This window comes from Maledivibacter sp. (assembly GCA_025210375.1).
Taxonomy (GTDB): domain Bacteria; phylum Bacillota; class Clostridia; order Peptostreptococcales; family Caminicellaceae; genus JAOASB01.
The window spans coordinates 388,298-411,633 of sequence record JAOASB010000052.1 but is presented as its reverse complement, the minus strand read 5'-3'; the positions used below and the strand labels follow the sequence as shown (position 1 = coordinate 411,633).

Here is a 23,336-nt window from a genome sequence, read left to right as displayed (position 1 = left end):
TCATTATAGTATAATTGATTAATCAATATTTGAAGTATCTAGAGATACTCTTTTTAGAAATTTGGAGGGTAATATGAAATATCTTTTAAAATCACTTTATACCTCAGTTCTTTTCAAAAACATAAATCAAAGTGAAATTGACCATGCTTTATCCTTAGTTGAATATGAAATTAAGTATTATGAAAAAGGAGATTTGATTTTCGGAATTGATCATCCCACTAAATGCATTGGTATTATTTTAGAGGGCTGTATTGAAGTACAGAAAAACTTAGCTTCAGGCAAAACCATAAGTATTCTTAATAAGAAGAAGGGAGACTTATTCGGAGAAGGTTCTGTTTTTTCAAAAACAGGAACATATCCCTGCAATATATTCTCAAAAACTAAAAGCACAATTTTTCTTATTTCTAAGCAAAACATATTATGTATGATATCTAGTAATTCTATGATATTAGATAATTTTCTGAGTTCTTTTGCAAATAGAGTACTTTTACTGAATTTAAAAACTGAATTATTGTCTTACTCATCTATTCAACAAAAAATTGCATTTTCATTACTAAATCTTATGGAGGAATATACACAAGATAATGTTATTACCTTACCCTATTCAAAAAAAGCATGGGCCGAACATCTAAATGTGTCCCGCCCATCCTTATTTAGAGAATTAAAAATACTTTGCAATCAAAAAACTATTCATATGCAGAATCGAACTATTACTATTTTAAAGGAAGATGCCTTAGTAAATCTTTTAAATAATTAATTTATCCCAGAACTTTTAATGAATTATTCCTATTCTACTTTTTATCACCAGTGAATCCAATTCTTTTTTTAACTTAACACTAAAGAATAATGTCAATATCACTGTCAACATATCGGCAATTGGTTGAGAAAGAACAACGCCCTTTAGTCCAATTATTTGTGGTAAAATAAGCACAGTAGGTATTAAAAATATGCCTTGCCTTCCTAGACTTAGTATTAGACCTTCTCTTCCCTTTCCTAATGCTAAAAATAAACTCATATAAATCGTCCCAAATCCAAAAATCGGAAACACTATGCTATAGGCCTTTAAAGCCTGAACCCCTATTTCAAGAACCCTAGATTCATTAGTAAATATTGATACTATTTGACTTGCAAATATGATTTCAATTATTGCTAAGATGAAACAAAAATAAGTCGTCCATTTCAGTGAAACATTAATCGATTTTTTTAAACGATCATATTTTTTTGCTCCGTAATTATATCCCGCAATGGGCTGGAAACCCTTTGAAAATCCTAAAACAATGTAGCTTCCTATGGCGAATATTCTGTTGACAATTCCCATGGCAGCCACTGCCGCATCTCCATAGGGAAAAGCTGCTGAATTTATTAGCCCCATTGATACCCCTGACAATATCTGTGTAACAAGATTAGGAATTCCTATTTTAATTATTTCAAATATAACCTTTCTAGATAAAGTAAAATATCCTATGGATATTTTAATACTACTTTTCACACTATAAAAAAATCTAAGTAATAAAATTGTGGATACAATTTGTGATATTACCGTTGCAATTGCAGCTCCCCTTATTCCAAGATCAAAGATATATATGAAAATTGGATCTAATATTATGTTTAGGATAGCACCTATTAACAATGTATTCATACTTATTTTAGCTGCACCCTCGGCTCTAGCTAAATGGTTCAAAGCTATATTTATAATATTAAATATAGACCCTGGAATAAAAATATACATATAAGCCTTGGCGAAGGGTAGTATAGTTTCTGTTGCTCCAAAAAAACTCAATACGGATTCTAAAAAAATTAAAGTTGGAATTATCGCAATTACTCCCAGAATCAAACTTCCCCAAAATGCAATTGAGGATGCTATGTTGGCCTGTTTTATTTCTCCTTCTCCCAATAGTCTCGAAATATAAGATGCTGATCCGCTTCCCAAAATCAATCCAATTCCTATACTAATCATTGATATGGGAAACGCTACAGCCAATGCCCCCATTGCACTTGTTCCCAGACCTCCAACAAATATGGCATCTACAAAATTATATACCGCAGTTATAAGGAATCCAATAATTGCAGGTATACCAAATTTCAATAATGCTGTTGGAATACTTTCCTCACTCATGATTCTAGTTTTTTCATTCATATGTACCTCTCCTCATATAATAGATTTATGGAAATTACAATACCTCTTCAAATTTGATAAAGATATTCATTCTCATTTAAAATTCGATATAAAGATTCCCGTATTTCAATTTATACATGTCCAAAACTCCCAGAAACACTGAGTATTTGTACATGTATAAATTAAGATTTACTTGGAACTCTCTATATATAGTTTTACCCTCATAATTGTTAACCTGGTTAATTGTTCCTTAAAATTTTTTTAGATTTTTTCAATTATTTGAGCCAATTCCTCGTTTAGCTTTTCTAAAAAATTCTCGATTGTTACTATTTCCCTTTCTTTACTATCTTCTAAAATGCTATACACTCTTTTGAATGTTTCACTGGAAAACCTTTCATGTCCTTGAAAAGCAATCTTACCTTTATCCGTAAGATTAAAGATTACTTCTCTTTGATTATCAACGGGCCTACTTTTTATAATATAATGTTTTGCTATAAGTTTTTTTATAAACTTAGATGCAGCACTTTTAGAAACTCCTAGGGTTTCAGCTAGTTGAGTTAGATTAGTTCCTGGAGTTTTGCTAATAGCAACTATTGTATGGATTTCTGTAGAATACAAGAAGTCTCCAGTACCAAAATCCCTTGGCTCCTTTGAGATCAGGTTAAGTTTATTATTAACTCTTAATAAAAATTCTATTGTCTTACTATATTTTTTCATTGAGCCATTCACCATTATTAACCTCCGCAACCATAAACATGTTAATCAAATCATGGTAATATTCGTTCCTTTTTTCTATAGTACACCTAGTTAACTATTTTGTCAATCCTAACCAGTTTAATTAACCAAACTTTTTTAAAAACCGCCTTTTATAGGCGGTTTCAGATTGTTGACAAAGTCAACAAGATGTCAGGCTGCCTAACAATTCGAAGTTCGAGGCGTGCTGAAACCGAGAAGCCGTAGCGTATACAGACATACGTAAGGGTTCTTGGGTGAAGCAACAACGAAGAAATTCGGGTTTTTAGGCAACCTAAAACCGCCTTTTGTAGGCGGTTTTGAGTTACTATATTTTAAATTTCTCTTCCCCTATAAGTCTACTAATAACCCCTTCATTAAACTCCTCTGTTCCTAACTTAAGGGCATATAAAGCCGCTCCTGTTATAGGCTGTAATAAAGGGTTAACTATCCTTATATTTTTATGAAGACCTAAAATATATTTCTTAAAGGGCTGAAGAATAAATTCCTTGGCCCTAAATACACCCCCAGAATAAGACACAAGGACTTCATCTTCCTCTGAAAAATCTAATTGATTGATTATTGCCCCTACGGTTAGCCCTTGCTCATAGGCAGCTTCTTCAAATATGCCTATTGCATGTTCATCTCCATTTTCAGCAGCCTTAAAAAGAATCTTGGCAAACCCTGCTATTTTCCCTCTATCCATTTTGTACTGTTCTAATACTATCGATATTAAATCAAAATCCCTTTCTATTTTTAACTCCCTACGCATAATTTCATAAATAGGTGTTTTCTCCAATCTTCCATCTGATTCTTTTCCAAATATTTCAATAGCTTTCTTACCTAGCCAGTATGCAGAACCTTCGTCACCACAAACATGGCCCCAGCCACTAGCTCTAACACTTTTCCCATGTTTATCAACCCCAACACCTATTGCTCCTGTTCCAGCAACTATATTTATACCTGGTTTACATGCCAAAGATCCTGCCCATCCTACCTCTACATCGTTTCCACATTTAAAGTTTTCTGATTGTAGGATCAACTTTATTTCCTTTTCCATATTCTCTGCAGCTTCAATTATTTCTCCATATCCCGGCAGCCCTAAAAAGGAAAATGTAATATCCTTAATATCTATTTTACTTTTATCACAGACTTGTTGAATTCCTTCTTTCAGTATTGTAGAAAAACCTTTTATTCCTACTTGCTTGTAATGGCAAGTCCCCTTGACTGTATATCCAAGTATTTCTCCCGATTGATTTATAAGGATAAAAGCAGTTTTTGTTCCCCCACCATCTACACCTAAATATATCATTTAATCATCCCTAATCTAAAAAATTTATTATAGTTTTACGCTTTTACCTGGTCCCCCCCGAGGCTCCGTGAAAAACCAATGGAATACTTACTTTTTGCCTTATTTCTGATAATATATTAAAATCTAACTTAGGTTCAAACTTGTATATCCCGTTGGCAGTACCTACAGCAACTGCCGGGGAATCAATTTTTGTGTTTTTTCAGGTATGACTCCTGGTATCCAAAATCGAGTTCATGTATAAATCACTCCTTTTCTAAAACAGTGAAATCAACATAACATTATGATATAATGTCGTACGTACCATTTGTTTGACACTTTGCTATTGTAAAATATTCTAAACCGAACTGGTACTTACCACTTTATATGATAATATTTTATGATTCCTTTGTCAACTACATATAGTCATCTATTTCTTCGTTGCTACCGAAGCCAAGAACCCTTACGTATGTATATACGCTGTGGCCCCTTGATTTCAGAATGCCTCGAACTTCAGATTTCTCAGCAATCTAAAACGCCTACTAAAAGTAAGCGTTTTTTATTAAACCCTTTTCTCTACTTCTATTTCTTTGTTTATATCTGCAAACTCTCTTATAATGAAAAATATACTTAATATAATAGTAAGTAAATCTCCCAATGGCATGGCCAGCCAAGCTCCTGTCTCCCCTATGAAATGGGGTAAAAGTAATATGATTGGAATGAAGAATAGTATTTGTCTTCCTCCAACTAATAGGGCGGCCTTACCTCCTTTTCCAATGGCTTGAAAGAATCCGATAATCATTGCCATAAAACCATAAAGTAAGAATATACTAAGAAATATTCTAAAATGCCCTATGCCCAATCTAACTAAGGATTCGTCTGTTATAAACCAGCCTAGTATTGCCTTAGGAAATATCATAAAACTAATCCATAGAACTCCCGCAATAACTGTAGATATTCTTGTAAATGATAAACAAGCCCTTTTCACACGTTCAAGTTGGTTGGCACCATAATTAGCTCCCATAATCGGTTGTACCCCTTGTGCTATCCCCCATAGGGATACAAAAGCAAATGTCATAACCCTGTAAGAAACACTCATCAATACAATACTATTGTTTCCATAGGAAGATAATATCTTAAACATTAAAGACATCTGAATTGCAGGCATGATTTGCATAACCATCCCCGATATTCCGACGCTCAATATCTTTGGCATGATATCAAATGAAACTTTAAAGCTTTCCTTTGATATTTTTATAACGCTTTTATCTGACTTAAAATATATAATATCTCCTATTAAAACAAACATTTGTGCAATAATCGTGGCTAATGCAGCTCCTTCTATTCCCATTCCAAATGTCTTTATGAGAATTGGATCTAGGATGATGTTTATAACCATACCTAGAATCATAATTTTCATTGCAGACTTCATTTTTCCTTCACCACGAATTAAAAAATTCAAGGCAGGCCCTAGGGATGAGAATATAAAGCCTAAGCATATTATTTTTAAATATCTTGTCCCTAAAGCTAATATTTCTTCCTTTGCCCCAAGAAAATGAAGCATTGGACCGGCAAAGTTATAAACTAATATGGTCAATAGAATGGATAATACAGAAGTACATATCAATACATTTCCAAATAGTTTATTGGTAGTTTCTTCATCTTTTTCGCCTATAGCCCTTGATAAAGCTGACATTGCTCCCGTAGCAAGGAGCATTGCAACAGCGAAATTCAAGGCTATTATGTTATATGCCACAACTATAGCACCAACACCTTCAGCAGATACAAACCTTCCTACAAATATGGCATCCACCATATTATAAAGTCCTATTACCATCATACCTATCATGGATGGTATAGCGAGCTTCATAAAAAGCTTGCCCATGCTCATTTCCAGTAATTCTTTTCTATTGTCTTGCATAATATATTTTTTCTTCCCTTCTTCAAATTTATGGTATAAGATAGCATATGGCAGCATTTGATTCCATCTTAATTATTTCCATTATTCTAACTATCTTCCTTCCCTGTATCGCTCACAAAACAATCTAAAACATCCTGTCTCCATAAGATATTAAACACACTCAAAGGTTATTTTTGTTCCTACATTACATTTCTTTACTTTTTCTTCACCAAATCGTTTCTTAAGAATATCAATTGTTTTGGTTTTCTTAGTGAATGGCGCAGGCATTTTATCTGTACAATGGTTAAGATATAAATCAGGAAGGTCATATGTATTCTCTAATATATCTCCTACATGCATAACTTGTTGGTGTGTATAAGAAACCATGTGGGTCCCACCGATAATTGCCTTTATCCTTCTTCCCGTAGATTTTTTTACATGATTACAAATATTTAAAATACCACTATGGGCACACCCTGCAATAATAACTTCACCGTCCTTAGCACTCAATACTAAAGTTAAATCATCTAAAATCGGATCAACGACTAAATTATTATTTTCCCAATGCAATGCACGGGATTCCAGCCCATCAAGTTCATTTCTTTCAGTAATTTCTCCAGTGGTTTTTAGATATGGAGCAATTTGCTGTTGCTGTTTACTTAATTGAAAATCTAGTTTTTTTCGTTGACTTTGTGTCAATTTAGGACACCCTAAGGGCATTTTCATAAATAACATTTTAAAAATTTTGTCTTCCGAGAAATCGGGATGGGCAAATAGGGGCAGACTTCCTTTTTTCGTCCTTTTATCAAGAAAATCAGGTAGTGCCCCAGTATGATCCACATGACCATGGGATAAAACCATTTTTGTTATGTGATTTGGAGAAATATTGAGCTTATTCATATTATGAAACAATATATTACTCTTTTGGCCAGTATCAAATAAAATTCGTTCCTTTCCTATGGAAATTAAGAAACTTTGCCCATGATGATTTTTAAGGCCAGAGCCCTTTTCACTTTCATTACTATACAGATTTAATATTTCTACCTTCATTATTTTTCCCCCTTCTATCAATCAAAGTAATTGAGCAAATTGCATAATTACTTTCTATAAAAACCATCATATATTATGCAATTTAGCCAAGTAAGAGTTATGCAATTCCCCGCATAGATATTAATTATCATTATCAATTATAATTCAAAAAAAACTCTCCCGCTTATTCAATCAGAGTAATCAATGTTCCAATCAGATATTAATTTCTAATATTTAGACATATTAAAGGGATAAGTAAGTCAGATTACAAAGTGATTTCAGATTGCTGTAAAGGTTAACAAGATTGAAGAATGCTTAAGAATATGAAGCTTAAGGGGTGCTAAAACCATGGGTACGCAGGATATATAAACATACAGAGGTTCTTGTTTAAAACAATAGGGAAAAGAATTAAATTGGCGGATAAGATTATTAGTTTATTTTTGGAATATGCCTCAATATAAATTTCTGGCATCCCTTGGAGTGATATTGTAATGCTGTTTAAATGCTTTTGTGAAATTTTGATTATTACTATATCCACAATTCAAAGCTATTTCAAGAATGCTTCTATCGGTATTTATTAATAATTCCCTTCCTTTTTCCATTCTTGATTGTTTTATATATGCATATATGCTATTTAGAAATGTTTGCTTAAAACATCCCTTTAATGTTTTAGAAGAAATGTCGAATCCTTCACAAATATCATCAATTGTAATTTTTTTATCCAAATTATCCATTATATATTCTTGGATATTTATTATTTTATTTATTGTGCAGCGATTATAATATTCTATATTAACTCTTTTATTTTTTTCAAAATTCATGACCTCATATAGGAATAGCTCAATAGTTTTTATTCTAATGATTGCATTTTTATCATCATAAATGGCTTGTTTTATCTCATTAACGAGTCTTTTAACCCTAGTATTATATCTGATAATTACAGTTTCACCTTGATTAATCAATTTATAAAAATTAATAAACCTTTCCTTTTCTATTTGAAATATTTCTTCAAAGGATTCCATTATTTTATTACTATATCCCATAATCGTAATACTTTCATATTGTTTATCATAGGGCTCCATTATCTTGACATTTCCAGTACCCTCATAATACATAGATGTTCCCTTGCTCCCTAGAAATACTTTGTCTTCTTGATTACTGGTCAAGAGCTTTCCCTTCAAGCAATAATCTATTTTAAGAAAATCTTGTGAATATATTCTATGGTCAGAATAGTAATTGGTAATTTTATCTTGAAGAACTAAATTATTAAAAGTTAACTTGAGTCCATTTATTATATTGAAAGTCGTTATTGTTCCTTCTCCATATTCAGGTAAAACTGTATATGTAGAATAGTCCTTATTTGATTCCTTTAAAGCAGTCATTTTATTTATGAAAAATGAATCTTTTCTTATACTATTAATAATTACCCCCCCTAAAATAGTCATTGTTTAAGTTCATTGTATCTATTACTTTTATTTTTGTCAATTTTTTACTTTTTCATAGTGCTTTTTTCAGTAATTTACTCAAATGAATATCATATTATTTTCTTAAGCAAAATTTAGCAATATCAGAAGGATATTCCTAGAAAACATAGAATTTATTAATTATGTGGGCAAATTGCATGTAGCTTTAGAAGCTTCAAAGCTATATTCTATAAGGATTTTGGTATAAACTTTAACTTATACAAATCAAAACCCCTTAGAATCATGGGATATTTCGATATGTACAAATTAAGATTTAACCTAAACTCTTTATATCATGTGATTCACTCATATAAAAAATCTAATAACGGAGGGACTAATATGAAAAAATTGTTACAAGTCTGTAAAGGCAAATCACTTCTAAGTCTACTAATAGTTACAATGATGTTATTTACACTGGGTACATCATTTGTCTTTGCCGACGAAGCCACTACTACTGCACCTAGTGGTAACGATTCCACAACAAAGCCCGTTGCTGAAACAGTAGTTGAAGATCAAATTGCTAATACCATTGATATTATTACTTTTAATGACTTCCATGGTAATCTGTCCGAGGATGTTAGAGAAAAAGGGAAAAATATTGGTATGGCTAAAATGGTATCATACGTTAATGAAGCCATGAAAAGAAATCCTAATACCATAGTTGTATCCGGCGGAGACAACTATCAAGGCTCTGCATTATCAAACCTTACATATGGGGCTCCCGTATCTGAAATGATGAAGGCCATGGGTGTAATAGCATCTGCGGTTGGTAACCATGAATTTGATTGGGGAGTACAGCGCATGGAAAAATGGGCTGAAGATGGTGGCTTTGATTTCCTTGCAGCAAATATCTATGATACTGAAACAGGTGAACCAGTAAAATGGGCAAAGCCTTACTTAATAGTTGAAAAGGATGGCGTTAAGATTGCTTTCCTTGGTTTAGCTCATCCTGATACCGTTACTTTAACTAAGGCTGAAAATGTAACTGGTCTTGAATTTAGAGATCCTGTACAGGCGGCACAAACATGGATTGATTATCTAAAGGCAGGAAAAGCTGAAGAAGGTACTCCAGATGTTATAATAGCACTTACTCATATCGATTCTAAACAAGATAGAGAAACAAAAGAAATCACTGGACTTGCAGTTGAATTGGCTAATAAAGTTAAAGGTCTAGATGCAATAGTATCTGCCCACAGCCATCAAACAGTAGCTGGTGAAGTGAACGAAGTGCCAATTGTTCAAGCTTATAAATACGGTCGTGCCCTTGGTAAGATATGTATTGAACTAAATGAAGATAAAACTGTAAAGGATATTACTGCTTCTGTAGATGCCGTATATAAGACTAAAAATGATCTTATAGCCGATGAAAATACCACTAAAACCTATGATAAATACAATAAAGATTTAAGTCCTATTTTAGATGAAGTTATTGGAACAGCCACTGCTGAGTTTGCCCATGACCCAAGTCAGCCAAATGTCACACTATTAGGCAAATGGGTTTCAGACATGAAGAGAAAGAAAACAGGCTGTCAGGTAGCTATTCAAAATGGCGGTGGACTTAGAAGAAGTCTATTGGAGGGAAATATCACAGTGGGTGATATGTATGAAATCATGCCATTTGATAATGCTCTCGTGACTATGGAGCTGCCAGGAAAAGACCTTAAAAAAGCAATCGATCATGGAATATTAAATCCAAAGGTTCGCGATGGACAATTCTCAGGACTTAAGGTTGAATATGATAAGGATAAGGAGTTTGAAGAAAGAATAACTTCTATAGCCCTTGAAGATGGTACACCCCTTGAAATGGATAAGTATTATACAGTTGTTATTAATGACTTTATGCTAACAGGTGGAGATGGATATGACTTCACTAATGCTAAAAATGTTGTGAATACTTACATTCCAATTAGAGATATGCTTATAGAAGCAATAAAAGAAGCTAAATCTATTACTCCACAGGCCGTTGATTATATAGTAGAGGTGGCTAAACCAGTAACTGAAGAACAACAATCAGTAGAACCAGTAAAACCAGCTGAACTTATTCAACCAGCTAAACCGGTACAACCTGCTGAGCTTATTCAACCAGCTAAACCGATACAACCTGCTGAGCTTATTCAACCGGCTAAGCCAGCACAACCAGTTGTTGAGAAAACCTACACTGTTCAAATTAATGATATGTTATGGAAAATTGCAGAAAAGTTTGGAACTACATATCAAAAGCTTGCAGAATTAAATAAATTAGAAAATCCTAATTTAATTTATCCTGGACAAAAGTTATTAGTGCCTGTAAATTAGAAATTTAAAAGAATTTATATTTCATGGATGCATGGAATAATTTACAGGAAAAAGGGTTGTCTCAAGGGAATCTCCCTTAGGCAACCCCGTTTTTATTATAAACCACAGGTTAAACCCAGAGTATCCATAGGAAATTGAAAAACTCAACGACCAATAAGTCTTGGGGATGGAAAGGAGCTAACATAGTGAATAAGTTAAGAATATCCATTTTGTTAGTATTTTGCTATTTATTTGTAGGACTGGCTATGGCTGATCTATGCTTTGCCGACTCCAAAAAAGATGAAGGTCTTAAGGAATATTATGAAGAGCAGATGAAAAGACCTGATTATATAACAGTCAAAGCAAAGGTTATAGATATCCCCTTTGACGATACAGCAATCGACAAACCCGATGTCCCCCTTATATCGGATATAAGATATCAGCATCTCAAGGTCAAGATACTAACTGGAAAACATAAGAATGAAATGTATACAGTAAGAAATACTATAGAAATGATTACTCCATATAAACTTATATTCAAGAAAAATGATGGCATTCTTCTACACCTAACCGAAGATGAAAAAGAAAATGTAGTAAATTTGAGGGTTTATGAAAGATCAAGGGAGAATAATTTATATTTTATTATTGGATTGTTTATATTGCTGCTTATACTTATTGGTGGAATAAAGGGATTAAAGTCGGCTTTGACCCTTATTTTTACAGCATTTATGATTGTATTTGTACTGCTTCCATTGATATTAAAGGGACTAAATCCTATATTCATTTCTTTATTAGTTTGCATTATAACAGTTGGAGTGACACTTCTAGTAATAAGTGGGAAAAACAAAAAAACTCTGACAGCTTTTTTAGGAACAATAGGCGGGGTAATAATTGCAGGTCTTTTGGCATTGTCAGTGGGGACTGCTTCCAATTTAACGGGTCTCGGCAATGAAGATGCTCAATTGCTAGCTTATATTCCACAAAACCAGCAAATAGATTTTCAAGGACTTTTATTCGCAGGCATCCTTATCGGAGCCCTAGGAGCTGTCATGGATGTAACAATGTCAGTGGCTTCTGCCCTGTGGGAGATTGAAGAAATACAGCCTAAAATAACAACCAAGGATTTAATTCGTTCGGGTATGAATATTGGTAGGGATATAATGGGCTCTATGTCTAATACATTAATTCTTGCATATGCAGGGGGTTCCATTCATTTAATGCTCTTGTTTATGGCATTTAATATGACTCCACTGGAAATAATAAATCTAGACCTAATTGCATCTGAGATAATTAGGGCGATGGCTGGAAGCATAGGATTGATTTGTGCCATACCCCTCACGGCTTTAATCGGTGCTACAATAGGTAGACAATATTGAAAGCTTTAGATGCAGAATATTACCTCCTAAAATAAATGAAACCTTCCATTCATTTATACAATAAAGGTTTTTAGGCATATGAAAAAATAAACAAGTCAGGTTACTAAAAGAATCAGTAAGATGACTTGTTTATTTTTTGAATGTACCTTAATCCTATTTAGAAAGGATTATTTAAGTCGTTTCAATACTTCACATAAAAATTCAAAAACACGTTTTGTAGATGATATACTTATATGCTCATTTGGCGTATGGACATCGTAGATATTAGGCCCAATAGATATCATATCGATATCACCCACTTTTTCCTTTAAAAATCCACATTCTAATCCTGCATGGATAGCATCAACCTTAAGCTCCTTACCATACATATCCTCATAAACCTCTTTCATCAAATCCCGTATAGGTGAATCCACCTTATATTCCCACTCGGGATAACCGGCTACTAATTTCATATGGGCATTTGTTAGGTCACATATAAACTGTATTCTATTACTGATTTCTCTCTTCAACGTATTTACAGAGCTGCGAATGGCACTACTAAATACCACATCCTTCTCTTCGGTTAAAAGTACACCAACATTATTAGAACTCTCTACCAATCCCTTAATATCCGCACTCATTGTTTGAACTCCATTTGGAATAAGTCTTAAAATACTTATTAAGGATTGTTTTGTATTTTCACTAAATACTTTATGGGGCTTTTCTCCTTTGTACATATAAAGTGTTATTTCTGGATCGGAACCCTTGAATTCATTTGAAAATATACTTTGGTTATCCATTACAAGCTTTTCCAATTTTTCTTCATTTTCTTTATCCGTTATAATAATTACGTCAGCCATCTTCGCGATAGCATTCATTTTTTCTCCACCAGTGACCTTAGCAATATCAATACTTATATTTGAATTTATTGAATCTAACATTCTTCCCAATAATTTAATTGCATTTGCCCTGTTTTTATTAATTTCCATTCCAGAATGTCCGCCTAATAATCCTGTTATAGAAATTTTATAGGCACTCTTGCTCGGGTCTGCATCCTCCCATTGTATAGGTAGTGAAACTACATTTCTTACTCCTCCAGCACAAGAAGATAGGACTGTTCCCTCTTCTTCTGAATCTATATTAATTAAAATATCCCCTGCAATATTTCCTGGTTTGAGGTTTAAAACTCCATCCATTCCCGTTTCTTCTTCAACAGTAAACAATGCAGTCAATGGTGGATGGGGTAAATCCTTAGCCTCTAAAATTGCCATAGTCATTGCAACCGCTATTCCATTATCGGCCCCAAGTGTAGTTCCTTCTGTACGAATCATATCCCCATCTAATACTAACTTAATGGCATCCTTAACAAAATCAAACTCTATATCCTCTTTCTTTGCACATACTATATCCATATGTCCTTGGAGAATAACCCTAGGAGCATCTTCATAGCCCACAGAGGCAGGTTTATTAATGATAACATTTAAACACTCTTCCTGGGTTACCTCAAATCCAAGGTTTTTACCAAACTTTTCTAGAAAATCACTAACTTCCTTTTCATTTCCTGACCCTCTAGGTATACGGGTCAAAGCCTCAAAATGCTTAAAAACAGCTTCCGGCTGCAATCCCCTTAATACTTCTTCCATTTTATATGCCTCCTTTATTTTTAAATTAAAGCTTAAGTGAGTAAACTCTTTATACTTTAAGAAAATAACTATGGGAAGTACCGATAGTCCTAATAGGGCATATGAAGAAAATAAACGAGTCAGATTATGAAGTGATTTTGATTATTTTCTAGGCACTCAGTCACAATAATACCTACTGTATGCAAGCGATTGAGCATGGCCGAAAAGAATCAAAGGGACTACTGAGGTGACTAGCTTATCCTTTGAATATGCCTAAGTCTATTGTAATACCAATACCAATTCTTGTAAATACCAATACCTATATTATATTGCAAAATGAGGGTATACCCCTCATTTCTATTCACTAAAAGTGATTCTCTACCATCTCATTGGCTTTTACCATAAAAGCCTTCACTATATCGAGACTATAGTCCTCTAAGCCATCTAAAAATTCATATATATTTTTATCATTCACAAGATGAAAGGTATTATGAGCGTCATAGGCTTTCTTCCCTTTATCAGTAAGATATAAACATACCCGCTTCCTATCAGATGGGTCTTCCTCTTTACGTACAAAACCATTCCTTTCTAGCTTAATTATGGTCTTTGATACAACTGCACGGGTAATGTTAAAGTGTCTAGCCATCTCAGATATATAAATTCCTGAATGATCTCCAATTACTTTGATCATATGAATTTCACCCCTGTAAAAGACCATGTCATCTCCAAAATCTAAAATCTTTCTTTTCCCATTGTACACTACCTCAATTAATTTTAAAAAATCTCCCATTATTTCACGAGTTTTATTATTCATATAATAATTATATTAAATCTAATAAGATTTTCAACCTTTCATATAAATCTTTCCCTGTAAATCATCCATGATACTTCCTATCTTTTCCCCTTCCATTTCTACAAAACCGGCTGCCTCCAAAGCATTTGTAATGGTATTTTTATCAAGGAGAATATCTAAACCATCTAAATGACTAGATAACCATCCTACTATAAATTGCTTTGGTGCAGTACGCTCTTCATTAACATCATGGGAAACAAGATAAAGATATCCGGAAGTATTTAAAGCGTCATATAGCTTCTCCACCATATGTAATAAACTATCCTTAGCAAAATCCAATACCCCGGAAGCTATTATAAAATCATAATCCCCTCCTATATCATCAATGGTAAAATCCCCTGTTAAAACTTTTATACGATCCTCAAGATCCATTTCTTTAACCAATTCCTTAGGTAGTTTGGAAACCAAGGGATGCTCGAAGATCACACCATTAGAATTAGGATAATTCTTGATAAACTCTATGGCTAAAGTGCCGGAACCTCCACCTAAATCCAATATCCTCAAAGCTTTATCCTTAGTAAATAAGGATTTTGAAATCTCTAATAATGACTGGACTCTTCCTGTATACATCTCTTTAATTGACAGCTTTGCTAACTTATAAAAATCGTAAACCTCAACACCTTTATTATTTTTGACTACCTGCTGAAGAGGCCCATTTTTAACACGCTCTACTACATTTGAAAGCTGTGTCATTTTTTCTCTAAATACAATATATTCACCTAAATATAATTCTCTTTCTCTATTTAAATAACAATCCACCATGGAAGTATTTTTATAACTATTGCCTTTTTTTTCTATTAAACCAATTGCCACTAGGCTATTTAGAAAAAATTTTAGATTCCTTCCATTGTAACCTGTTTCTAAAGCCACCGCTTTGTAATCCTTAAATTCTTCTAAGTAAGTAAATATATCCAGCTCTATTGCAGCAAATAATAATTGAGCCTCCTTATAATTGTGAACCATTTTATAAAAGCACTTTGGACTGCAGTCTTTTTCATTCAACATAATAATCGCCTCCTATAGATAAACACCCCTAGTATCAAGTTAAGTCATAATATTTCATTAACGCTGAAGATATTGTATCTTAAACCAAAGACAGTTTGCCAGAGAAGACACATATATTTTATGGAAGTTCCCTTTATAAAGCAGTTTTATCCTCTCTCTATTTAGATGATAAACTGGTTTATAGGAGGAACTGAAAAAAACATATGTGACTTCTCGACATCCACGTAGTATCTTAATCTAACACTAAGAGTTGCCTATATTTAACTAATTTTAAAATCAAACCAATCCATTGAAAGTTCAAAGGTTGTGGATAAATTTTTCTTATTTAGAACATTATCAACATCTCCATAAATATATTTAAAATTCTTCATTAATAGTAGAGATTTTTGTCCATATCTTACAGCATTCATAGGGTGATGCGTATTAACAATGCAACCAATTCCTTTAGCCCTAACAAGCTGTATCAATACATCAAAAATTCTTACTTGATTTGCTAAGTCTAAATTCAACTCTGGTTCATCAAGAATCAGCATCTCGGGTTCTGAAACTAATGCTCTTGCTATCAAGATCATTTGTATTTCCCCACCGCTTAATTTATTTATTCGTTTCTTTTTCAAATGTTCAAGACCAAAAGCCTTTAATATCCTATTTACATGATAATAATCCTCTTCCCTAGGTCTTGAAAAAAAATTAATATAAGGATTCCGTCCCATAAGTACTAATGATTCCACTGTATAGGAAAATGGTAGGGTTTTCATTTGAGGTACATATCCTATCCTCTTCCACAGCTGACTTCTAGAATAGTCTTTTATAGTACATCCATCTATCAAGGTATCCCCTTTGGTCCATTCTAAAAAGCCAAGCATACACTTGACTAAGGTAGTTTTTCCCACTCCATTTGGCCCAAGTATTGTCATTAACTCACCTTTTTTTATTAGGAAGTTTATATCCTTTAAAACAGGTATGTCATTGTAATAAAAATGTCCATTTTCAACCTCGAAAATCATGTCCAGTTTCCTCCTGTCTTTTTTAAAAGCAATCCAAAAACCGGTGCCCCAATCAAAGCAGTTAATACAGATAATGGTATCTCAGAACTATACATCAATCTACAAAGATCATCTATTAACAACAAATAAATTCCTCCAATAATAATGGAAATAGGAATTAATTTTTCATTATCAGTACCCACAATCATTCTTCCAATATGGGGTGTGATAAGCCCTACCCATCCAATCATTCCACACATTGATACAGCTGTAGCCGAGATAATAGTGGAGGATAAAATAACCAATATTCTATAAAGCTTAACATTAAGTCCAAGGGCCTCAGCTTCTTCATCGGATAATGATAGCATGTTAAGCTTCCATCTCATCATAAACAACAAGCCAGTACAAAATACAATAGGCAAAAAAGCTGCTTTTACATCCCTCATCTCCACTCCAGATAAGCTTCCCATAAGCCAATAAATAATGGATGGCAATTCCGTATCTACATCGGCACTATACTGTAGCAATGATAGTAATGATGTAAAAACTGCACTCACAATTATACCTGCCAAAACCAGCATAATAACGGAAGATGATTTATTACTTTTCCCAATTGTATAGGTGAGTAATACAGCAACAATCCCCCACAGGAAAGCCATAAGCTGTATGAAAACAATGTTGTTATTAATTAAAATACCAAGTGCAACACCAAAGCTGGCTCCAGCTGATACCCCTAGGATTCTGGGACTAACTAAGGGATTCTTAAAGATAGCCTGCATACCCACTCCTGCCACAGCAAGTCCACTACCAACGAGTAGTGCCATGAGAATCCGAGGAAGTCTTACAGAAAAAACAACAAATGTTTCGATATCATCCATAGAAAGTGTATTGGACAAAGCATTCCTTAATATCCCTAACAAATCTCGTTTTGAAATCTCAAACTTACCAACTCCTAAAGAAGTAACCATAAGTATTATCAATATGAAGCTAAGAATCATGTAATATCTCTTAAGTCTCTTGTCCCTCATACTGTAATTACTCTCTTTCTTTGTTTGGCTCAACAATAGAATCAAGCATTTCATCGGTTAAAGTTATATTGTAATGATTATCATAATACTCCTTAATGATATTAATTAATTTATCTCCGTTGAAATACGACGGATAATTTTTTGCCATCATCCAGTGTATCATTAAAGGCGAATCAGCATTAGGGGCTCCCCATGAAAATATGCCTTCTGGAACATCATATATCCTATTTTCTTTAACAGCATTAACCTTAGACCAATCCTGTCCATTGATATCCTTTAAATAATTCATGGCAGGTTCTCCCATAAATACATAGATTATATCTGGATTGAACTGATAAATTTGTTCCATACTAACTTCTTTCTCTCCAATGATATTATCTGCCACATTAACTAATCCACTCATTTCTAACCAATAATCTCCATATGTATTATTACCACTAACAACTATCTTGTTGCTATTATTGTTAAATATCATTAATCCCTTCAATTTACCTTCACCTATTTTTTCCAAAGAAGTACTCAATTCCTTGTCTATCTTTTCCCACTCCTCTTTTATTGTTTTTCCGTCTTCAACTTGATAAATATCCCTAATCAATCTTTCCCATTCAGTAGTGATTGCCACGGGATCTCTATCCTTAGGCTTCATGAAATCTACCATAGGAATATTTAAGCTCTCTAAACCTTTTTTTTGCTGCTGTCCATAATAGAAAATTATATCGGGCTTGAGATTTAAAACAGATTCTGTGCTTATACTAAATCCCTTTATAAAGCTAGTATCAATCCCATCAAAATTCTTAAATATCTTTTTTATGATCTGGGGATTAGCATTTTTGAATGTAAGTGGATGGGTAGCAACTATATTACTTGTATCCTTAAGTACACCATATTGAATTGATGCAATTGGTGGTGAAATAATAACAACACGATTCAATTTTTCAGCCGATGGCAATTTAACAACATTACCACCTAAGTCCACTATTTCTCTTTGCCCTTCATGGGATAACACTTTTTCTTCAACGTCTGGAGCTAGAACATCATGCTTTGAATTGTTCTCCCCTGTTCCACAGCCATAAATCCCAACTGTAATTAACATAACTAAAAAAATTATTATACTCTTTTTCACTTATATATATCCCCCTTTTTGTATGCTAGGCATACATTGTATTATAAAAAAAATGAGAAATATTCTCATTGAAGATTTTAACATAAATACTTTATAGTGTAAAGCGTTATTTAAAGAAGCTTTCATTTAAAATAAAAGCTTCTTTGAAAAAATTATTCTTCAATAGAAACATACTATTTTTCTTCAACAAGCAATATATATCCTACTTTACCACTGTTGTATGGTATCTTGTTTCAATCTCTTTCCTAGTTTTGTATGCATATAGGAAAAGCAAACGACATAAATTTTATTGATAATAAACTTCATTATTCATAAAATGAGAAAATTGCATAACTCTTACTTGGGAATATCTATAGTAGATTGTTTTTATAAAAAGTAATTATGCAATTTGCTCAAAATAATTATTTTTATTAAAACTATTGACTTTCAAAATTTTCCATATTATAATTTTATTGATAATGAATTTCATTATCAATAGTCTTGTATTTAATTTTTAATTAAAAAAGGAGGTTCAGTAAATGAATAAAAAAATGGTTTTACTTTTAACACTTTGCTTGTTAGTTTTCACTTTTATATCTGGGTGTTCCCAAGATATATCTCCATCTGACAACACACCACAAACTATGAAGGTTATAACAACCAGTACTATGATTACGGATTTGGCAAAGGTAATAGCTAATGGAAACGATAATATTGTCATTACAGGCATTATGGGGCCGGGGATAGACCCCCACTTGTATAAGCCAACCGCTGGCGATGCTGAAATCATGCAAAAATCAGATTTAATTGTTTATAATGGTCTACATTTTGAAGGCCAAATGGGTGAATTATTTAAGCAGATGAAAAGCCGGGGCATACCAACGGTCTCTTTAGCAGACAGCATGAAGGATTTTGAGGGTATTTCCTTTATTGAAACAGTTGAATTCGGAGGAAATTATGACCCCCATATGTGGTTTGATATACATATATGGAAAAGTGCTACTAGGGTGGTGAAGGATGCTTTTATAGAGTTAGACCCAAATAATAAATCCCTTTACGAATCAAATGCAGAAGCTTATTTAAAGGAACTAGATACATTAGCTTCCTATGTTGAAGGTAAAATTTCAGAGTTACCTGTGGAAAGTAGGGTATTAATAACTGCCCATGATGCATTTAACTACTTTGGAAGAATGTATGAGTTTGATGTAAGGGGTGTTCAAGGAATAAGTACTGAGTCCGAAGCAGGTACAAAGGATATTAAGGATTTAGCTGATTTTATTGCTGAACATAAGATAGGCGCCATGTTCGTAGAAAACTCTGTTCCTAAGAAAAATATTGAGGCTCTGCAAGCAGCTGTCAAGGCCCTGGGCTTTGATGTTGAAATAGGCGGAGAATTATTATCAGATTCGTTGAGTGAACCAGGTACAGATGGTGACACGTACTTAAAAATGGTTCGTCATAATGTTGATACCATAGTAAATGCAATTAAGTCTAATTAATATGGGGTAAAGCCAGATTATTCATGGAATATTTGAAAAAATGCAAGTAGTTTTGATTTCTAAGGTGTTTATTAGATTTGAAGACATCTAGGGGGATACGTCGAAAATCTAATGAATACCTTAGAAACAAAAGGACGCAGCAGAGTTTTAGATTTTCTATGTATAATCTGGGTTAAGACTAGGGAGATGTTGCTATGAATGAAAATGCTCTTGAAATCCACGACTTAACAGTGGCATACAATCAAGTCCCCGTTTTATGGGATATCGAATTAGAAGTCCCTAATGGGATTTTAATGGCTATTGTTGGCCCAAATGGAGCCGGTAAGTCAACATTAATCAAGTCCGCCTTACAGCTTATAAAACCAATGTCAGGGAACATTCATTTTTTTGGAGGACAATATAAAAAACAAAAAAAGAGAATTGGATACGTCCCCCAAAGAGGAAGTGTTGATTGGGACTTCCCCACGGATGTACTTGATGCGGTAATGATGGGAAGATATGGTAGGCTTGGTTGGTTTAAACGTCCTACTAAGAAGGATAAAGAAATCGCTTTAGAAGCTATTGATAAAGTCGGAATGCTTTCCTTTATCCATAGACAAATAAGTCAACTCTCTGGAGGGCAGCAGCAAAGAGTTTTCCTAGCTAGAGCCTTGGTACAGGACGCTGATATATACTTTATGGATGAACCCTTTCAAGGAATTGATGCCAAAACTGAAAAATCAATAGTTAAAGTTTTACAAAACCTAAAAAGTCTTAATAAAACCGTCGTTGTTGTACACCATGATTTAGCAACCGTACCTGAATATTTTGATTGGGTTACTTTGCTCAATACAGGTATTATTGCTACAGGTCCTATAAATGAAGTATTCACTAAGGAAAATATATTTAAGACCTATAATAAAAATAAAGTTCGCTATTAAACCCAGATTATTCATGGAAAAATAAAATATCCTTTACTTTTTGATCCCTCTATGAATAATCTAGGTTAAAGGAATCTGGGTGATAATATGATAGAAATATATGAGCTTTTTGCTAATGATTATACATTAAGAATAGTTGCATTAGGCTCAGCTATATTGAGTATAATAAGCGGTGCTTTAGGCACCTATGCCGTTCTAAGAAAACAAAGCCTTTTAGGGGATGCAGTATCCCATGCTGCATTCCCTGGTATATGTCTTGTTTTTTTACTTACAGGATTAAAACGAACTGAGCCCCTTTTACTTGGGGCATTAATCGCTGGATGGTTAGCAGCCATACTTATTCGTGCTTGTGTAAACAATACACGCATCAAACTGGACAGTGCTTTAGGTGTTACTCTTTCTTCCTTTTTTGGTGTAGGTTTAATAATAATCACCTATATACAAAAAATACCGAATTCAAATCAAGCAGGCTTAGATAAATTTATATTTGGTCAAGCTTCAACACTTTTAATTAAGGATATAAAGATAATGACTATACTAGGAGTTGTTGCACTCCTCATAGTTATAATATTTTGGAAGGAATTCAAACTTTTTTGCTTTGACAAGGAATTCGGAAATACTATGGGTTTCTCAATAAAAATCCTTGATATACTTCTGACTACAACAATAGTTATTGCTATAGTCATAGGACTACAAACAGTAGGTGTTATATTGATGAGCGTAATGCTCATTGCTCCAGCAATTGCAGCTAGACAATGGACGGATAGACTTTGGCTTATGATGATTATTGCATCTATTTTTGGTGCTTTATCGGGAGTCACAGGTACCGTTATCAGCTCCCTTGTTAGAAACATTCCTACGGGGCCTATGATCGTAATAGTGATTTCCCTTATTACATTTATATCTATTCTATTAGCTCCTAAAAATGGATTAGTATGGAAAATTATTAAAAAACCTTTAAAAACAGATACTCCAATTGATGTTAAAGGGGGAAGGGAAAATTGAGTACAATTCAAATTGAAACCCTATTCATAGCTATATTAGTTGCAGCTACCTGCGCTTTACCAGGAACATTTTTAGTACTTCGTCAAATGTCAATGATGGCAGATGCTATTAGTCATACGATCCTACTGGGAATAATTCTAGGTTTCTTTATAGTACATGATGTAAACCACCCTTTATTGATTATAGGTGCTGCATTAATTGGAGTTGTAACGGTTTTTATAGCAGAACTTCTAAATAAGATAAAGCTTATAAATGAAGATGCTTCAATAGGTCTTACCTTTCCATTTTTATTTAGTATCGCCATAGTGTTGATATCCTATTATGCTAGAAACGTTCATATAGGTGTTCATGCTGTTTTACTAGGAGAAATTGCCTTTGCCCCATTTAATAGACTTATGATAGGTGGGATTGATTTTGGTCCAAAGGCATTTTATATAATGGGAACCATATTCATAATCAATCTAACATATATTATTTTATTCTATAAAGAGTTGAAAATTGTTACCTTTGATCAAGGCCTAGCAGCTGTATTAGGAATTTCACCCATAATTGTTCATTATTCATTTATGAGTATTGTCTCTATCACATGTGTAGGTGCATTCGACACCGTAGGCTCTATACTAGTTATTGCCTTAATAATAGGCTCTCCTGCAACGGCTTATCTTCTCACGGATAGCTTAAAGGTAATGATCGGTCTAAGTGCAATTATTGGCTCCATATCCGCTATAATCGGATATACCATTGCCCTTTGGATAGACAGTTCTATAGCTGGCTGTATAGCTGCAGTAATTGGAATTGTTTTTATACTCACATTTATCTTTGCACCTAAAAGGGGATTAGTGGCAACCAAGCTTCAGGAACGCCATAAAAAATTGGAGTTCTCACGTTTGGCCTTGCTGATCCATATCATTAATCATGAGAATTCTGAAGAAGAAGAAGAGGAATGCTCTATAAGAAGTATTCATAATCATTTATCATGGAATGTATCATTCTTAGAAAAAATAATTGACTCCACCGAAAAAGATAACTATGCTTTTATAGATAAGGGGATATTAAAGATCACCGAAAAAGGTAAGGAGTATGCAGCAAGCTATCATCAAAGTATCTTAGATAGAATATCTGTAGATAATTGAGATGATTATGTAACTAAGGGGCTGTC

At 33.5% G+C, this 23,336-nt stretch carries 18 protein-coding genes and 3 pseudogenes; 8 read left to right on the top strand and 13 right to left on the bottom strand.

The genetic code is table 11. From position 1 onward, the window contains the following. Nucleotides 1-73: 73 nt before the first annotated feature. Entirely contained in the window at nucleotides 74-757 is a 684-nt protein-coding gene (locus N4A68_19490; GenBank protein MCT4566483.1) for a Crp/Fnr family transcriptional regulator, read from the top strand. 15 nt (nucleotides 758-772) lie between these two features. On the opposite strand, the gene N4A68_19485 is transcribed toward N4A68_19490, so the two are convergent. From N4A68_19485 to N4A68_19455, 7 genes and pseudogenes are all read right to left on the bottom strand, one after another. Then, entirely contained in the window at nucleotides 773-2,137 is a 1,365-nt protein-coding gene (locus N4A68_19485) for an MATE family efflux transporter (GenBank protein ID MCT4566482.1), read from the bottom strand. 240 nt (nucleotides 2,138-2,377) lie between these two features. Next, nucleotides 2,378-2,848: a MarR family transcriptional regulator gene (locus tag N4A68_19480; protein ID MCT4566481.1), complete on the bottom strand. Its 471-nt coding sequence runs from the start codon at nucleotides 2,846-2,848 to the stop codon at nucleotides 2,378-2,380. 328 nt (nucleotides 2,849-3,176) lie between these two features. Then, entirely contained in the window at nucleotides 3,177-4,160 is a 984-nt protein-coding gene (locus N4A68_19475; GenBank protein MCT4566480.1) for an ATPase, read from the bottom strand. Between the two features lie 58 nt (nucleotides 4,161-4,218). After that, nucleotides 4,219-4,353, bottom strand: a pseudogene (locus N4A68_19470) (class II fructose-bisphosphate aldolase). A 345-nt stretch (nucleotides 4,354-4,698) separates the two neighbouring features. After that, nucleotides 4,699-6,114 carry an MATE family efflux transporter gene (locus tag N4A68_19465; GenBank protein MCT4566479.1) on the bottom strand — a complete coding sequence of 472 codons (1,416 nt, stop codon included), beginning with the start codon at nucleotides 6,112-6,114 and terminating at the stop codon, nucleotides 4,699-4,701. 93 nt (nucleotides 6,115-6,207) lie between these two features. Continuing rightward, nucleotides 6,208-7,086 carry an MBL fold metallo-hydrolase gene (locus N4A68_19460; GenBank protein MCT4566478.1) on the bottom strand — a complete coding sequence of 293 codons (879 nt, stop codon included), beginning with the start codon at nucleotides 7,084-7,086 and terminating at the stop codon, nucleotides 6,208-6,210. A 431-nt stretch (nucleotides 7,087-7,517) separates the two neighbouring features. Continuing rightward, entirely contained in the window at nucleotides 7,518-8,510 is a 993-nt protein-coding gene (locus N4A68_19455) for an AraC family transcriptional regulator (protein ID MCT4566477.1), read from the bottom strand. Nucleotides 8,511-8,930: 420 nt separating this feature from the next. Here N4A68_19455 and N4A68_19450 point away from each other — a divergent pair. The 3 genes and pseudogenes from N4A68_19450 (at nucleotide 8,931) to N4A68_19440 (ending at nucleotide 12,178) form a co-directional block, all read left to right on the top strand. Beyond that, nucleotides 8,931-10,382 (top strand): annotated as a pseudogene (locus N4A68_19450) (5'-nucleotidase C-terminal domain-containing protein). Nucleotides 10,383-10,682: 300 nt separating this feature from the next. Further along, a pseudogene (locus N4A68_19445) lies at nucleotides 10,683-10,814 on the top strand (LysM peptidoglycan-binding domain-containing protein). Nucleotides 10,815-11,008: 194 nt separating this feature from the next. Then, nucleotides 11,009-12,178, top strand: a complete 1,170-nt coding sequence (locus N4A68_19440) for a YibE/F family protein (GenBank protein MCT4566476.1) — start codon at nucleotides 11,009-11,011, stop codon at nucleotides 12,176-12,178. 167 nt (nucleotides 12,179-12,345) lie between these two features. Here the strand turns inward: N4A68_19440 and N4A68_19435 are convergent, their stop codons facing one another. From N4A68_19435 to N4A68_19410, 6 genes are all read right to left on the bottom strand, one after another. Beyond that, nucleotides 12,346-13,800, bottom strand: coding sequence for an aminoacyl-histidine dipeptidase (locus N4A68_19435; protein ID MCT4566475.1), 1,455 nt, complete (start codon nucleotides 13,798-13,800; stop codon nucleotides 12,346-12,348). Between the two features lie 343 nt (nucleotides 13,801-14,143). Next, on the bottom strand, nucleotides 14,144-14,470 hold the full coding sequence (locus tag N4A68_19430) for a MarR family transcriptional regulator (GenBank protein ID MCT4566474.1): 327 nt from the start codon (nucleotides 14,468-14,470) through the stop codon (nucleotides 14,144-14,146). 153 nt (nucleotides 14,471-14,623) lie between these two features. Further along, a complete protein-coding gene (locus N4A68_19425; GenBank protein MCT4566473.1) occupies nucleotides 14,624-15,637 on the bottom strand; it encodes a methyltransferase in 1,014 nt (337 codons plus the stop codon). Nucleotides 15,638-15,897: 260 nt separating this feature from the next. Then, entirely contained in the window at nucleotides 15,898-16,644 is a 747-nt protein-coding gene (locus N4A68_19420) for an ABC transporter ATP-binding protein (GenBank protein ID MCT4566472.1), read from the bottom strand. After that, nucleotides 16,641-17,651 carry an iron ABC transporter permease gene (locus tag N4A68_19415; GenBank protein ID MCT4566471.1) on the bottom strand — a complete coding sequence of 337 codons (1,011 nt, stop codon included), beginning with the start codon at nucleotides 17,649-17,651 and terminating at the stop codon, nucleotides 16,641-16,643. Before N4A68_19415 ends, N4A68_19420 begins: the two co-directional genes overlap by 4 nt. A 7-nt stretch (nucleotides 17,652-17,658) precedes the next feature. Continuing rightward, nucleotides 17,659-18,774: an ABC transporter substrate-binding protein gene (locus tag N4A68_19410; protein MCT4566470.1), complete on the bottom strand. Its 1,116-nt coding sequence runs from the start codon at nucleotides 18,772-18,774 to the stop codon at nucleotides 17,659-17,661. 518 nt (nucleotides 18,775-19,292) lie between these two features. Between N4A68_19410 and N4A68_19405 the strand changes: the two genes are divergently transcribed. The 4 genes from N4A68_19405 to N4A68_19390 all read left to right on the top strand — a co-directional run bounded on the left by N4A68_19405 (nucleotide 19,293) and on the right by N4A68_19390 (nucleotide 23,310). After that, nucleotides 19,293-20,252, top strand: coding sequence for a zinc ABC transporter substrate-binding protein (locus N4A68_19405; protein ID MCT4566469.1), 960 nt, complete (start codon nucleotides 19,293-19,295; stop codon nucleotides 20,250-20,252). 194 nt (nucleotides 20,253-20,446) lie between these two features. Continuing rightward, complete coding sequence (locus tag N4A68_19400) at nucleotides 20,447-21,172, top strand: ABC transporter ATP-binding protein (GenBank protein ID MCT4566468.1); 726 nt, start codon at nucleotides 20,447-20,449, stop codon at nucleotides 21,170-21,172. Nucleotides 21,173-21,259: 87 nt separating this feature from the next. Next, entirely contained in the window at nucleotides 21,260-22,177 is a 918-nt protein-coding gene (locus tag N4A68_19395; GenBank protein ID MCT4566467.1) for a metal ABC transporter permease, read from the top strand. Next, complete coding sequence (locus N4A68_19390) at nucleotides 22,174-23,310, top strand: metal ABC transporter permease (GenBank protein ID MCT4566466.1); 1,137 nt, start codon at nucleotides 22,174-22,176, stop codon at nucleotides 23,308-23,310. The genes N4A68_19395 and N4A68_19390 overlap by 4 nt, the downstream gene beginning before the upstream one ends. Nucleotides 23,311-23,336 lie beyond the last annotated feature (26 nt).

Coding starts and splice junctions, on each gene's coding strand:
- N4A68_19490 (MCT4566483.1), top strand. CDS start 74: ATGAAATATCTTTTAAAATCACTTTATACCTCAGTTCTTTTCAAAAAC.
- N4A68_19485 (MCT4566482.1), bottom strand. CDS start 2,137: ATGAATGAAAAAACTAGAATCATGAGTGAGGAAAGTATTCCAACAGCA.
- N4A68_19480 (MCT4566481.1), bottom strand. CDS start 2,848: ATGGTGAATGGCTCAATGAAAAAATATAGTAAGACAATAGAATTTTTA.
- N4A68_19475 (MCT4566480.1), bottom strand. CDS start 4,160: ATGATATATTTAGGTGTAGATGGTGGGGGAACAAAAACTGCTTTTATC.
- N4A68_19465 (MCT4566479.1), bottom strand. CDS start 6,114: ATGCTGCCATATGCTATCTTATACCATAAATTTGAAGAAGGGAAGAAA.
- N4A68_19460 (MCT4566478.1), bottom strand. CDS start 7,086: ATGAAGGTAGAAATATTAAATCTGTATAGTAATGAAAGTGAAAAGGGC.
- N4A68_19455 (MCT4566477.1), bottom strand. CDS start 8,510: ATGACTATTTTAGGGGGGGTAATTATTAATAGTATAAGAAAAGATTCA.
- N4A68_19435 (MCT4566475.1), bottom strand. CDS start 13,800: ATGGAAGAAGTATTAAGGGGATTGCAGCCGGAAGCTGTTTTTAAGCAT.
- N4A68_19430 (MCT4566474.1), bottom strand. CDS start 14,470: ATGATCAAAGTAATTGGAGATCATTCAGGAATTTATATATCTGAGATG.
- N4A68_19425 (MCT4566473.1), bottom strand. CDS start 15,637: ATGTTGAATGAAAAAGACTGCAGTCCAAAGTGCTTTTATAAAATGGTT.
- N4A68_19420 (MCT4566472.1), bottom strand. CDS start 16,644: ATGATTTTCGAGGTTGAAAATGGACATTTTTATTACAATGACATACCT.
- N4A68_19415 (MCT4566471.1), bottom strand. CDS start 17,651: ATGAGGGACAAGAGACTTAAGAGATATTACATGATTCTTAGCTTCATA.
- N4A68_19405 (MCT4566469.1), top strand. CDS start 19,293: ATGAATAAAAAAATGGTTTTACTTTTAACACTTTGCTTGTTAGTTTTC.
- N4A68_19400 (MCT4566468.1), top strand. CDS start 20,447: ATGAATGAAAATGCTCTTGAAATCCACGACTTAACAGTGGCATACAAT.
- N4A68_19395 (MCT4566467.1), top strand. CDS start 21,260: ATGATAGAAATATATGAGCTTTTTGCTAATGATTATACATTAAGAATA.